This window comes from Marinomonas sp. ATLA20 (assembly GCF_057180105.1).
The window spans coordinates 68721-82747 of sequence record NZ_JBXUKU010000001.1 but is presented as its reverse complement, the minus strand read 5'-3'; the positions used below and the strand labels follow the sequence as shown (position 1 = coordinate 82747).

Genomic DNA, 14027 nt, shown 5'->3' with positions numbered 1-14027 from the left:
TTACAGATTAACAAAAAGCTTTGTAAAGGATAAGCCACTATTTTGATTTAACTTAGGATAAAGGGTTTTACAGGTTGTTGCTCTTTCTTTCTGTCGAAAAGCCGTATGGAAAAACGCTTAAACAGCCCCAAGTGTTTGCAGCAAAAGAGATTGACCTTCTTCTACTCTGGCATAGAATGGCGTCAATTTAATCCCAGTTTTGGGTTGCTTGAGATTGAGGTTATACATGTCTAGTACATCGCTTGTTCCAACAGGTTCCGTGCGTCAGCGCTTAAAGGTGTTTATTGAAAATATCACTGTGCAGCGAATTTTATTGGCGCTGATTTTAATCAATGCCGTTCTTTTAGGCTTAGAAACGTCGCCTGAAGTAATGGCAGCCGTTGGTCCGTTTTTAATTGCATTGGACAAGGCTATTTTGACGGTGTTTGTGATTGAGCTCAGCATTCGTTTGCTGGTACATCGTTTTGCGTTTTTCAAAGATGGTTGGAATGTCTTTGACTTCATCGTCGTGGGGATTGCCTTAGTTCCTGCTAGTGGTCCTTTTGCTGTGTTGCGTGCGCTGAGAGTCTTGCGGGTCTTACGCGTGCTGACCTTCGTGCCATCGATGCGAAAAATTGTTGGGGCGTTAATCAAATCCCTAAATGGCATGTTGTCTATCGCTATGGTGTTGGGGCTGGTGTATTACGTGGCTGCGGTGATGGTGACCAAATTATTTGGTGAGGCGTTTCCTGAATGGTTTGGTAGCCTAGGCGCGTCTTTGTATACCCTGTTCCAAGTGATGACCTTAGAAAGCTGGTCTATGGGCATCGCGCGTCCTGTCATGGAAGCCTTCCCTTATGCTTGGGCGTTTTTTATTCCCTTTATTCTGATTGCTACCTTCACCATGCTTAACCTCTTCATCGCTGTCATCGTCAATGCTGTGCAAACCATGCATGACGATGAACACAAAGAAGAGATAGACGCTGAAAAAGCGACACAGCAACAGCTAATGGAGCAAATGCAACAGCTCCAGCAAGAATTACAGGCACTGCGTCGAGATATGAATAAATCGTAGGAACTAAAGGAACCCATTTGCACCATTAGCCATGAGGTCTAATGGTGTAATTGGTTTAGATAAGCAAACTACGTACTTTTGCCGAGAAGTATTCCGATATGACCACGGTGGCAAGGATCACAAGGATGATCAAAGTGACTTGAGGCCACGCCAAGGTATTCAGTGACGAGGATAAGAACAAGCCGATGCCGCCCGCGCCAACGAGTCCTAGAATCGTCGATTCTCGAATATTAATATCCCAGCGAAAGATCGCGATGCTCAAGAAGGCTGGCAATATCTGCGGGATGATTGCGTAGTTGATCACCTGAAAGCGTGATGCTCCCGTAGACTCGATTGCTTCCACACTGGTGCCATTGGTTTCTTCTATGCTTTCATAAAGCAGCTTGGCGACAAAACCAATAGAGCGTAAGCCGATGGCGATGATGCCAGCCAAGATCCCAGGCCCTAAGATAGACACCAGTAGCAATGCCCAGATCAAGGAGTTGATAGAGCGTGATGCCGCGATGATAAACAGCGCAACAGGGCGAACAAACTTGGTTGATGGCGTGGTGTTTCTGGCCGCTAAAAACGCAACTGGAAACGCCAATATCACACCAAGTAAAGTACCTAACGTAGCGATGTTGAGCGTGTCCCACAAGGCTTCGTACAGCTGGTTTATATAAAGCCAGTTGGGTGGAAACATCCTGCTTAGAAGGTCTGCACCTTGCTCGGGAGCATCGTAGACAAACACCCACATGGTTTCTTCATTCATCACCTGCCAGCAGTAGACCGTTAGCAGCACAGTGATAAACCAGAACCCCCAGACGATCCGCGCGTGGCGACGATTATTGCTATGCCAAAGCGTCGATTGATCTAACTGACCCATTTTCTAATCCATCCTGATAAATATTCGCACGCCATAACAATGACAATAATGATAAGAAGAATGGCGCCAGCTGAGTCGTATTCGTAGCGATCGATGGCTGTATTTAAGGTCGCGCCAATACCGCCAGCGCCAACAATGCCGATCACCGCGGATTCGCGAAAGTTGATATCAAAACGATAAAAAGACAAACCAATCATACGCGGCATCACTTGCGGCCAAATGGCCATGTGAACGCGCTGCAACCAAGAGGCGCCAGTGGCACTGATTGCTTCTAACTGTTTGCGGTCAATGCCTTCGATTTCTTCAGCCAGTAACTTACCAAGAAAGCCAATAGTGGCATAAGTCAGCGTTAGGAAGCCGGCAAATGCACCAAAGCCAAACAAGGCGACAAGGAATATCGCCACAATGATCTCTTGCATAGAGCGCGACAAAGCGATGAAAGAGCGACAGAACAAGTACACAGGTTTAGGAGAAATATTACGCGCTGCACCCACCCCAAAAGGCAGCGACAGCAGAATACCCACTACGGTCGAGGTGACCGTCATCGTCAGACTTTCTAAAATCCCTGCGTAGATGTCTTTCGCTCGGCTGGTAAAGTCTGGCTGTAAAAAGCCAGCAAGGAATTTTGCACCGCGATCTAAACCTTCATAAGCACGCATCCAGTTAACCTCGACGCTACCAATGCCAACCACTAAATAGGCAATAAACATAACCCACAGCGCTAAACGCCAGCGTTTATTGGGGACTAGGTAATGCGGCTTTTGCCAAGTACGCATTAAGCCACCTCCGCCTGTTCAAGTTCATCCGCATCATCTTGTGGTTCCGGGTGCCAGTCTTCGTCACCATAAATACGCGTCAGCACATCTTCGGTCAGTTCATCTGGCTTGCCATCGAATACGACTTCGCCACCTTGAAGACCGATAATACGATCCACAAATTGCTGGGCTAATGGCACATCGTGGATGTTGATGATGGCCGGCAAACCGTTCTCACGGCAGATAGACTGGATCAGACGCATGATTTGGCGTGAGGTTTTTGGGTCTAAGCTTGCTGTTGGTTCATCGACCAGTAAAAGGCGTGGGTCCTGCGCCAGAGCACGAGCAATGCCGACACGTTGGCGTTGGCCTCCGGATAGCTCATCTGCACGTTTGTTGGCGTGATCGATTAAGCCAACTCGGTCCAGATATTCAAACGCGTTCTCGATATCATCGCTTGGAAATTTTCGTAAGAAGCTACGCCAAAATGGCAGGTAACCCAATCGACCAGATAAAACGTTTTCCATCACGCTTAATCGTTCGACCAGCGCATATTCTTGGAAGATCATACCGATTTTACGACGTTGGGTACGCATTTGGCTGGTGGACAGCTTGCTAAGGCAAGCGTCTGCCAAGTAAATGTTACCTTCGGATGGTTCAATCAAACGATTGATACAGCGGATCAAGGTAGATTTACCGGCCCCACTGGGGCCGATTAATCCAACGATTTCTCCTTCAGGTACTTCAAAGCTAATGTCTTTCAGTACCCAAGGGCCAGATTTATAGCGTTTCTTTAAATGTTCAAGTTTTAACACGTGATCGCCTATTTGCAGCTGTAAGAAACGCCATTGGCGGTATCAATTTTACGAATAACGTTCCAATGTTCTTTGAATGTAATAGGTAAGAATTGATCTTCACTTTTGAATTCTTGCTTCAGTTTGCTGCCTTTCCAATTAAACGTGAAAAACGCTTCTTTGATCTTCTCTTGTAGCTCAGGCTTTAGGTTATACGCCACACCGTAGCCCGTAGTTGGGAAGGTTTGAGACTTATAAATGGACTTAATTTGATTGGCTTTCACGACATCACGCTCGACCATACGGTGTAAAACAGAGTTAGCAACGGCTGCGGCTGGGTAGTCTTTATTCGCAACGCCTAGGATAGAGTTGTCATGCTTACCAGAAAAAACAGGTTCAAAATCGCGCTCAGGAAGCATGTCGAAGTCTGCTTTCAAAATCGCAGAGGGCGCTTTAAAGCCAGAGTTCGAGGTTTGAGAAGTAAAGGCTAGCTTCTTACCCTTGATGTCTGCTGGCTTATTAATGCCAGAACCTGGGTAAGTGATGATTTCCATTTCGTAACCAAATGAACCATCTGCTGCCGCCATCATCGCGAAGGGACGAAAGCCCGCACACGCAACAGCTAGAGGGTTTGAACCTGTGTTGAAACCCGCTACATGAAGACGACCTGCACGCATGGCTTCAATTTGCGCCGCGTTGGATTGAACAGGATAGAATTTTACTTTTTTACCTGTTACGTCTTCCATGTGTTCTAAAAAGTCTGACCAAACATCTTCGTATACTGCTGGGTCTTCCACTGGTGTGTAGGCAAAAATCAACGTGCTAGGGTCTGTCAGCTTAGATTTATCCGTAGGAATATCAGCTACCAGATCGTTATCGTTATCCACGTAGCGGCTATCTAGAGAAAAATCCGCGTACGCAGCGTTAGCGGCGATGACAGATGTAAAAGCGAGTGTGCAAAGGCGTTTCATAAAGTCTTCCTTACCCATGAGATGATGGTTGATTTGATTTAATTCATTGGGAGCGTGACATCCACTCTAACGTGAAAATATGACACTCTAGTGACGATATGCTGACAGAGGAGAGGGGGAGATCTTTCGAAAGATTAAGAAGATAGGGGAATTGTAAAAATATTGCTCCTTTTATTCAGATGGCGACCTGAAACATGCTTAACCTCTTCAATGCTGTGCAAATCAGCCCTGCATCCGCCTCAGCGCACAACTTGCTAAACAAAAATCGATTAATGTTTGTAGGGTTATGTATAAAAAATTCGAAAAAATAGACATGTCATAAGAATTTCGTTTTCTCATGTCGAAAAAGTTGGAGAATTTCGACATGAAAGCTTGATATGTCGATGGTATCGACATATCAAAGCTCAATCCATACGACTCATCAAAATCGGGTTTTGAGTAGGAAGCTTCAAAGTAGCACGCCATCCCTTGGGCTTTTAGGGCTATTTGGATAAATCCTTAGTTAACACTACTTAGCCAAACACACTAACCCTGCTCAACCTCTTCATCGCCGTCATCGTTAGCGCTGTACAAACCATGCACGACGATGAACACAAAGAAGATATCGACACAGAAGCAAATGCAACAACTACAGCAAGAGTTGAAGGAACTGCGTCGGGAGATGAAAAAAGGGAAGGAGTGAGAGTTCTGATTGCTCTCCACATGCTTTTGGTAGATGGTTTACGGTTAAACGTAGTTTTATGGTCCCATTCGTTTTTAAAAAGTGGGAATATAGTTCACCGTTATAAGAGCGAATGCCTCTGAGGCTTGCTTTTAATCACTATGCTGAAATCGTACAAAAGGGAGTTTATGCAACAGTCTGGCATATATGAACAGCTGATTACTCAGCTAGTAGAAAAGCGTCTCGATCGCGAGCGTTTCTATGTAGGTGAACGCGAATTGACAGCAGCTGAGGCGTCAGTGTGGTTGTCTCGTTTTTTGGGCAACATTCTCGACTACGCTATTGGTTCTATACCTAAGGGTGACCAACAATTACAGCAGCAAATAGAGTTGTCTAATGAATTGCTGCTTTGGTTGAAAGAGCGTTTGCAGGATGATGGCTTAATCGAAGAAAACCTGGTTGATAGCCAAGGCAAAATTCTGACTGCTTTATATGAGCTGGAAAACCCTGTCGCAGCCAATCTTAAGCAATATGTGGAAGATGTCTTTCCACTGACGGGACTGACGCAAAGCGAACTGTTTTGTGGCAGCAATGCGGGTTTATCCCTTGAATCCGAATTGAAGCGAGAGATCTTGTCTGCGGATAAGATCTATTGGTTGGTATCCTTCATCAAGTGGGCGGGGATTCGAATCTTCCGCAAAGAGCTTGAAGAGTTCACCGCCAGCGGTCGAGAGCTAAAGATTATTACAACGTCCTACATGGGCGCGACCGATGCGAAAGCCGTGGAGTACTTGGCGAGTTTACCCAATACCGAAGTAAAACTGAGCTACAACACCGAACGCGAACGTCTCCATGCTAAAAGCTATTTGTTTCTTCGCAATACCGGCTTTCACACGGGCTACATTGGCTCTTCTAACTTATCCCATTCCGCCCTGACCAATGGCTTGGAATGGAATCTAAAGATCACGTCACAAGAAATCCCTCATATCATCGACAAGTCGTTGAGTACATTTGAGACCTATTGGGTTTCCAATGAGTTTGAGTTATTTAATGGCGATACAAGCAGCACAGAAAAGCTCAATCGAGCCTTGCGACAACAGCGTGGTGGCGATGAACAAAGCACTACTCACTTTTTTGATGTCACGCCGTTTGCGCATCAAAGTGAGATTTTGGAACAGTTGACCGTAGAGCGAGAAATTCACCAACGCTTTCGAAATCTTGTTGTGGCCGCAACCGGTACAGGCAAAACGCTGATTTCCGCGTTTGATTTTGCTCGTTTTGTGAAAATGAAGCCGAACGCGAGTTTCTTATTTGTGGCGCATCGAGAAGAAATTTTAAAGCAGGCTCGTGCGGCATACCGTGGTGTATTACGCGATGGTGCCTTTGGTGAGCTTTGGGTTGGCGGCCATTCGCCAGCGCATTATCGTCAGTTATTTGTTTCGATCCAGACGCTCAATAACCAATTGGATCAGCTCAAGCTTACGTCAGACTTTTACGATTACATCGTGATTGATGAAGTGCATCATATTAAAGCGAATAGCTATCGTGCTGTGTTGGACTATTTTCAGCCGAGTTTATTGTTGGGCTTAACAGCGACACCGGAGCGTCATGATGGCGGTGATATTTTGGCCGACTTTGGTGGTGTCATTGCTGCTGAGTTACGTTTACCAGAAGCCATCAACCAGCGTCATTTATCACCGTTCCAGTATTTTGGTGTTGATGACGATACGGATTTACGGTCGATTCCATGGAACCGTGGCCGTTACGATATTGCGCAGCTCACCAATCTTTATACTCACAACCAAGCTCGTTTTGACAAGATACTGCTGAGTTTGCAGGAGATCGTTACCGATATTAGCCAAATGAAGGCATTGGCATTCTGTGTTAGCCGTGAGCATGCAAAGTATATGGCGAGCCAATTTGTGCTTAAAGGTATTAAGGCGGATGTGCTGACCAGTGATAACAGCGATGAGCGTCAACAGAAGCAGCAGGCGATTCGTAGCGGACAAATCAATGTGTTGTGTGTCGTGGATATTTTCAATGAAGGGGTCGATATTCCAGAAGTCGATACCTTGCTGTTTTTACGGCCAACGGAAAGTCTCACCATTTTCTTACAACAGCTTGGCCGTGGTTTGCGCCTAGCTGAAGGAAAGGAGTGCTGTACGGTATTAGACTTCGTTGGAAACTCACGACCAGAGTACGATTTTGCCAATAAATTCAGAGCGTTAATCGATAGAAGTCCAAAAGCGATCATTGATGAAATCAAACAAGGCTTCCCTCATGCGCCGTTAGGGTGCCGAATTGAGCTGACGAAACGCACCCAAGAGCTGGTCTTGAGTAACATTCGTCTAGCAACACTTACTAAAAGTCGTCTGGCGGACATGATTCGCCAATTTCCACAGCATTCCACACAACCTCTGACACTAGCGAACTTTATTGCTCAGCATCCGCACATTGATTTAAATGAGCTGTATAAACGTGGCAGCTGGGCTGAGCTGGTAGCGAAATCCAAAGATGAAATTAACGAGGGCTCGCGGATCGGTGAAGCCTTTAAAATAGTGCGTAAAGCAATTCATAACCGCATTCTGACCTGTGACGATCATGGTTATTTAAACTTTCTTGCATTGCTTTGTCAGTCTGACTTCAGCGGCATCAGTGCTGACGATCGTCGTACGGTGATGTGCCATTATGACTTCTGGCAAAAGCCGGGCCCGGATGCTGGCTTTGCGTCATTAGCACAAAGTATCAAACAGCTCAGTCACCTAGGTGTGGCGGAGGAACTTGCCGACGTGATTCACTTGCAGCTGGCACGTATAAAGCATGAATTGGTAGATATGAACGAGCTGCCAGATGTGCCTCTTAAAGTGCATGCTCGCTACGCCAGAGAGCAGATCTTAGCGGCATTTGGTGCGACGACGTTTGAACGTCAACCGCCTGCCCGAGAAGGTGTGTTTGTTATTCAAGATCAAAATATAGAGCTAATGTTCGTTACGCTCGACAAAAACGAAAAGCAGTTTTCACCGACTACTATGTACCACGACTACGCCATCAACGAGTCATTGTTTCATTGGCAATCACAAAACAGCGCAAGACCGGATCGAGGGCGTGGCTTGGAATACATCCAGCATCAAAAAATCGGCAAACGTCTATTCTTGTTTGTGCGAGAGCAAACCAAAGACGAATATGGCCGTACCATGGGCTTTGTTAACTATGGAGAAGTGGCATACGTGTCTCACACCGGTTCGCAACCGATGAGCATTACATGGCAACTGAAAACGCCTATGCCGCACTTCATGTGGCAACAGGCCGCAAAACTGGCGGTGGGGTAGGTTATGTTAGATCACTACAGTGGTTAGCAACTAAGTTGTCCAAGAGGGATACCCATCATTGAAGAACCCCGTTCTTTCTTGCTCCTTAGATATGAAAAAACCGGCCGAAGCCGGTTTTTTCGCCTTAACTGCCAGCGTAACTGAATCGCTGCGTACAAGGCTGAGTCGTGGAATAAATTCTAGCATGAATGCTCTTTGATGCAATGAAAAGAGCTATTCAGGTGCTGGTCTAAATTACTCAATATTCTGGATCTGAATAATTATAAAAAATAAAAAATAAATTGTTTATGTGATAATTTAAGTTCCTTATTTCAAAGCTGGGATCTTGGGAAAAACTTGCCAGATGATGTAGTTGGTTGTAGCTAGGATAAAAAGTGATTTCCAATAATCTATTGTATACTTAATAGACTAACTTAAGGAGTTTGCGTACAATCTTCGCTCTATACTTAGGTACGCTGTTCGGTAAGGAGATTAGCTTATGGCTACGATACATGATGTTTGCGACTACATTATTGTTAAGCTTGTCGAGGCTGGCGAGTTCCCATCGGTATTGAAAGTTCAAAAGCTTCTCTATTACGTTCAGGCATGGAATCTAGCAATAGAAGATGAACCATTGTTTGATGGGAAGTTTCAGGCGTGGGTTCATGGTCCTGTTAGTCGCGAAATCTACGATAGATTTGTTAAGACTAAGTATATGTATTCGTCTTTGAATACAGAAGATTGTCTAGGTGGGCAAGATAATCTTGGTGAAAATGAGAGGGTAGCCGTAGATGATGTCCTAGATGTTTACGCAGGATTATCAGGCAGTCAACTAGAAGATATGACTCACCAAGAGGACCCTTGGTTACATGCTCGAAATGGTTTACCAGATAGTGCTCGATGTGAAGTCGAGATCGATGAAGGTCTGATGCAACGATTCTATGCAAAGCGTCTTTCTTAAATGTCTGGGAAAAAACGACCTAAACCGGTTATATCTGATGATTTAATTGATCCTAAAAGAGTTCAACCTAAATTAGATTTCAATCTATTGAGAGATGAAATCAATTGGATCTTTAGCTTTAAGTACTTTCGTCAGATTGAAAACTTTGGCTTTGACCAAAGCAATACAAAGATTTCTTGGTTTTCTTCATTGCTAGAACGGCTAGGCGATCTATCCGATAGGAAAGTTTCTGACTTCCTTAAAGATGGGGCTTCGCAAAGTAGTTCGGGGTACAGATTTCACGAGATCAACTGGACTCAAAAAAATATACCTATACAAAGAGAACAGCTTGATTGGCTTCCTAGTAACTATCTGAAAAATGAACAAGAGTTTCCTATTGTTCAATTTCAAATATCAAAAGCTAATGGAAGAGTCGTTGGTTTTTTCGATGAGCACTGGTTTTTCAATGTTCTTCTGTTAGATCCACTTCACAACATACAACCATCTAAGAGCCATAGCTACAAGGTAAACTATTGCTCCCCTCTGCCTACCGACTATTATATGGCTTGCCAAACGATAGAAAAGATATCTTCGCAAGAATGCAGCGATGACAGTTGTGGGTATAAGAAAGCTGTAGCGAATATTTCTATAGCTGATTATCGGTTAACTAATGCTGTAATACATTACTTGTCTAATGATGATGCTCAAGAAGCTATAAATCTGATTGATTCAGGTCAAGCGAATGATTACTCGGAGATTTTCACTGCAGGGCTAATCTATCTTCAAAATGAGTAACCTTACGCTCTCAAAGGTTTTTGAGTGTGGAATGAGATAAGCTGTCGCCATAGGTGAGATTTCAGATTCTAAGGAGCTGAGTTGCAGAAATCAAAAAGGAGCCTAAATGTGGCCCCTTTTGAATTAAGTCTTATTGTATAGGCTCTCTAAGAGAATCTTACCAGCCTGTGAAGTCATTGCTAAACATACGTTTCTCCTTGGAAACCAGTTATCTAACTATAACGATAGTATAGACCAACAAGACGAGCCGTAGGTACTAGATACGAATGGCTTCACGTCTTGTTATGAAAATACTACCAAGGGCAAAGTACAACATCCAACTATTTTATATTCCATTTTAGTATAAGTAAATTTTTTTTATTCTGTTTTTGTGTTTATCTGGATGGAAATTCCCTTTCCTGGATGCACATCAACCAGTTGCATTGATGTATGTTCATGGCTTTCCAAGTCTTTTGAAGTAGCTTTGTCTGTTGAGCCTATGGAGTTCAGCTCGATTTCGACAGGAACTCCGGAATTATTGATGCATATAAACTCAATTGCTCGTGTAAATCTAGAGACTCTCAAATTGTGAGTCTTCTTTGTAGGACTCCAATCCCAATGTTTTGCATCAAACAAAGCTACAGATTGAGGCTTAACAGAGAAGTTACATTTATGTTTGAACAATTTCTCTGTCATGTTGACCGGATACTCGTGTGATGACTCGATAATGTCTAAGATGCCGCTCTTATCGAAAGTATACACTTTTACATGCTCTAATTGGCCATACAGTCCATTAGAAGGCGTGTCCTCAAGATCTGATTCTAAAGACATACCTAGCATCGGGTCTGAGTAGCTATCTTTGTTGTGTAAGTTCCTAAGATGGCTTTCAAAGTGAACCTGTATTTTGAAAGCGTCAACACTTTCATCATGAGCTAGTATAGTAAATTTGAAACTCGATTTATCGGAGATACAACCTAGTTTATTTACTGACGTTTCTAGGTACTCACGAAGGATTTGATCTTCTTTTGCTTGAGGAAATAGGTAGGTTAGTTTTTGAGCAAGATTCTCATCCTCAGGCTTTTTCATTGAGAACGCCAGCAAAATCAAGCCTGTGAATAGGAAAAAAAAGATATCTTGTAGAGCTGATGCGGCAAAAGAGACAAATAAATCTCCAGCGTGAATGCTTGTGTTTCCATCATCATCAGGGATTAAGCTCCGAATATTATCTAGTAAGCTCCATTCGTCAAACATAAGATAAGGGATAAGAAGTAAACTTAAAAGTCCATAGATCAGAAGTATAGCGATGAATAGGAGAATAACTCCAAGTGGTGAAGATGGGATTCTGAAATTCCTTTTACTCATTTAGTTATTCCTACAGTGATTGGATTTTTGTCTATAAAGGTTTATGGGGGCATTATAAGCTATTTTCGATGAGTAAATTACTATGCAGTTTCTTCATATAGGTAGCTTAGTCGTACCTACTCGCAAGAGGTAGGGACGACTAGCACCTATAGCTCTATCCGAATTTTAGCGAAGGACAGCTTGGGACTGACGTCCCCTATGAAAAATGAGGGGGAGTATCCTCCTCATTTTTCAGGTTTCTACAGTGTTACGCAACAACCCAAAGTGTTCGAGTGCAACGGTTGCTGTAAAGAGAGTTAAGCAAAAAGAAAGTGAACAAAAAAGATCAGAGCTAAATTAAGCTAACGCTACTCCATAGCCAGAATCAGAGAGCTAGTGAAGAAGTGGAGCTCACCTCTTCGGTGCATTTTACAGGTAGCTTAATAGAAGAATGCCTTACTTAATATTCTGAATCTGCTCATTGAGTAGCGGCCTAGATCCTAACAAACTCAATGAGTTATCGAAAAGAAACCGATCAAAAATGCCTGTTTGCCCACCAAACTGCCCACCACTTGCCTCTGGCTTTTACTAAAATCTTAGTGGTTAGCAATGGAAAAACCGTGCCGTTTTTATGCTGCTGTTAGGGTCTAGAAATAGCAGTTTTGAAAGGCTTTATCGAGTAAATTTGTCAACACTTCATTTAATAATGGATACAATAATATCCACTTTTTGTTTTATTTCGCTATAATGGATATAACTGTATCTATTTGGTCTTTGCGGATGAATTTTACTTTACTTGATGATACCGATGTAAGCCAAGCCTATGCGGCTTATTTACGTGAGTTACGAAAGCAGGCAAAGCTGTCACGAGCGACGCTTGCTGAGCGAAGCTGCGTACCTGCGGCCACCATTAAGAAGTTTGAGTTGACTGGGCAAATTTCATTTCGCCAATTGCTATTGCTATGGCAGACCCTCGACTCATTGGATAGGCTTTATCAGCTCACACAGCCGAGCAAAGAACGCGCTACTATACCCACGAGTATTGATGAGGTGCTAAAAGATGAGTTTTAAACCCATTCAGAAGCTTAATGTAACTCGTACATTAAGCTCTGGCGAGCAGCTCGCTGCCGGGGTCTTGGCGCAGAATCGGCAAGGCGTGTTTTTTCAGTATGCAGACAGCTATTTGCAGCAGTTTGGCAATTTATCGCCTTTTACCTTGCAAGCGAATACGCAAGTTCAAGTTGCACCTAAAGCACTGCATCAAGGTGTACATGGCGTATTTGGAGATTGTTTACCCGATGGCTGGGGCATGCTGTTGCAAGATCGTATTTTCCGGCAAAAGGGCATCCTACCTAATCAATTAACGGCGATGGATAGACTGGCCTTTGTCGGTGATAAAGGCATGGGAGCATTGTCTTTTTCTCCAGTATCTGAGTTTTCAGCCACCACGCACGCGGATATTGATTTAGCGACGTTAGGCTTAGAAGCACAAACGCTGTTCGATTCTTCGATGTCAGATTATATGGATGATAATCACGATGAGTTAGATGGGCATACGCAACAGGTGTTGGCCGCATTAGTCGCCGGAGGTAGTTCGGGTGGGGCAAGACCAAAGGCACAGATTTATATCCCTGCTGGAGAAGCTCGGCATTGTCGAACCTTTGCAAAGCCTGGTGATGAAGCGTGGCTGATTAAATTTACTTCTAAAAATCTCGCGCTCGGCCATGAAGAAGGTTTGTGTGAGGCAGTCTATTTACAAATGGCTGAGCAAGCTAAGTGTCAACCACCGCTATGGCAACTCATTGAAGCACCATCCTCAAGCGGTGCGCCTGCGTGGTTAGCGCTTAAGCGTTTTGATTATGTCATTGAACAGGCCGACTTAGGCAGCAATCGTAGTTCAGGTCGATTGCATATGCACAGCGCGTGTGGGCTGCTGGATGCAGACTTTCGAACACCAAGTTTAGATTACATTGATTTAATTAAAGCCAGCCGTCAGTTGTGTAAATCTCCAGCGGCTGGACAACTGCAATTTCGCCGCGCCGTTTTTAACCTGCTGTCGTCTAATCAAGACGACCACAGTAAAAACTGGGCGTTTTTGCAAGCGGACGACGGTCAATGGGATCCTGCACCTTTTTACGATGTTACCTACAGCCCGCATCCATTTAACGAACACGCCACTGCGTTCGGAGGTTATGGCAAAGCGCCACCGCTTAAGGTGATGCAAAAACTTGCTACCAGTGCTGGCTTTTCGAATTGGAATGATGCAAGACAAGTCATTGAAGAAGTCGCAGAAGCCATCAGTCAATTTACGTATCTGGCACAGCAGCAAGGGATCAGTAAAACAACAGTGTCTGCGATTGCTAATACATTGGATCAGCGCAAACAGGAAAATGCAGCGCTTTTTCAATGAAAGTAAAACAAACTTTTCAATTCACAATAAATACAAGGTCTACAGGTTGTTACCGATAAAGTCAGTTTGTGTAGACCTCTGAATAAAACGGGTCAGAGTTAAATTAAGTTAACGCTATTCCATAACCAGAATTAGAGAGCTAGTGAAGAGGTGA

The 14027-nt window shown here is 43.9% G+C and carries 11 protein-coding genes; 6 read left to right on the top strand and 5 right to left on the bottom strand.

Features of this window, described 5'->3' with window-relative positions; all coding sequences use genetic code 11:
- Nucleotides 1-226 precede the first annotated feature (226 nt).
- On the top strand, nt 227-1054 hold the full coding sequence (locus tag AC2A4J_RS00330; RefSeq protein ID WP_484174472.1) for an ion transporter: 828 nt from the start codon (nt 227-229) through the stop codon (nt 1052-1054).
- Between the two features lie 55 nt (nt 1055-1109).
- On the opposite strand, the gene phnE (AC2A4J_RS00325) is transcribed toward AC2A4J_RS00330, so the two are convergent.
- Genes phnE (AC2A4J_RS00325) through phnD form a run of 4 tightly spaced genes read right to left on the bottom strand, consistent with a single transcriptional unit; the run spans nt 1110 to nt 4439 of the window.
- A complete protein-coding gene (gene phnE, locus AC2A4J_RS00325; RefSeq protein ID WP_255827211.1) occupies nt 1110-1919 on the bottom strand; it encodes a phosphonate ABC transporter, permease protein PhnE in 810 nt (269 codons plus the stop codon).
- The gene (gene phnE / locus AC2A4J_RS00320; protein ID WP_484174471.1) at nt 1907-2695 is read right to left on the bottom strand and encodes a phosphonate ABC transporter, permease protein PhnE; all 789 of its coding nucleotides are present in this window, start codon (nt 2693-2695) and stop codon (nt 1907-1909) included. Before phnE (AC2A4J_RS00320) ends, phnE (AC2A4J_RS00325) begins: the two co-directional genes overlap by 13 nt.
- Complete coding sequence (gene phnC / locus AC2A4J_RS00315) at nt 2695-3489, bottom strand: phosphonate ABC transporter ATP-binding protein (RefSeq protein ID WP_484174470.1); 795 nt, start codon at nt 3487-3489, stop codon at nt 2695-2697. The genes phnE (AC2A4J_RS00320) and phnC overlap by 1 nt, the downstream gene beginning before the upstream one ends.
- A gap of 8 nt (nt 3490-3497) precedes the next feature.
- Nucleotides 3498-4439, bottom strand: a complete 942-nt coding sequence (gene phnD / locus AC2A4J_RS00310) for a phosphate/phosphite/phosphonate ABC transporter substrate-binding protein (protein WP_484174469.1) — start codon at nt 4437-4439, stop codon at nt 3498-3500.
- 849 nt (nt 4440-5288) lie between these two features.
- Between phnD and AC2A4J_RS00305 the strand changes: the two genes are divergently transcribed.
- From AC2A4J_RS00305 to AC2A4J_RS00295, 3 genes are all read left to right on the top strand, one after another.
- Nucleotides 5289-8429 carry a DEAD/DEAH box helicase gene (locus AC2A4J_RS00305; protein WP_484174468.1) on the top strand — a complete coding sequence of 1047 codons (3141 nt, stop codon included), beginning with the start codon at nt 5289-5291 and terminating at the stop codon, nt 8427-8429.
- A gap of 478 nt (nt 8430-8907) precedes the next feature.
- Entirely contained in the window at nt 8908-9369 is a 462-nt protein-coding gene (locus tag AC2A4J_RS00300) for a Panacea domain-containing protein (protein WP_484174467.1), read from the top strand.
- The gene (locus AC2A4J_RS00295) at nt 9370-10143 is read left to right on the top strand and encodes a hypothetical protein (protein ID WP_484174466.1); all 774 of its coding nucleotides are present in this window, start codon (nt 9370-9372) and stop codon (nt 10141-10143) included.
- A 357-nt stretch (nt 10144-10500) separates the two neighbouring features.
- On the opposite strand, the gene AC2A4J_RS00290 is transcribed toward AC2A4J_RS00295, so the two are convergent.
- Nucleotides 10501-11484, bottom strand: coding sequence for a hypothetical protein (locus AC2A4J_RS00290; RefSeq protein WP_484174465.1), 984 nt, complete (start codon nt 11482-11484; stop codon nt 10501-10503).
- Nucleotides 11485-12210: 726 nt separating this feature from the next.
- On the opposite strand from AC2A4J_RS00290, the gene AC2A4J_RS00285 reads away from it, so the two are divergent.
- Together AC2A4J_RS00285 and AC2A4J_RS00280 are read left to right on the top strand one after the other, a co-directional pair.
- The gene (locus AC2A4J_RS00285; RefSeq protein WP_484174464.1) at nt 12211-12534 is read left to right on the top strand and encodes a helix-turn-helix domain-containing protein; all 324 of its coding nucleotides are present in this window, start codon (nt 12211-12213) and stop codon (nt 12532-12534) included.
- Nucleotides 12524-13873 carry a type II toxin-antitoxin system HipA family toxin gene (locus tag AC2A4J_RS00280; protein ID WP_484174463.1) on the top strand — a complete coding sequence of 450 codons (1350 nt, stop codon included), beginning with the start codon at nt 12524-12526 and terminating at the stop codon, nt 13871-13873. Before AC2A4J_RS00285 ends, AC2A4J_RS00280 begins: the two co-directional genes overlap by 11 nt.
- The last annotated feature ends 154 nt before the right edge of the window (nt 13874-14027 follow it).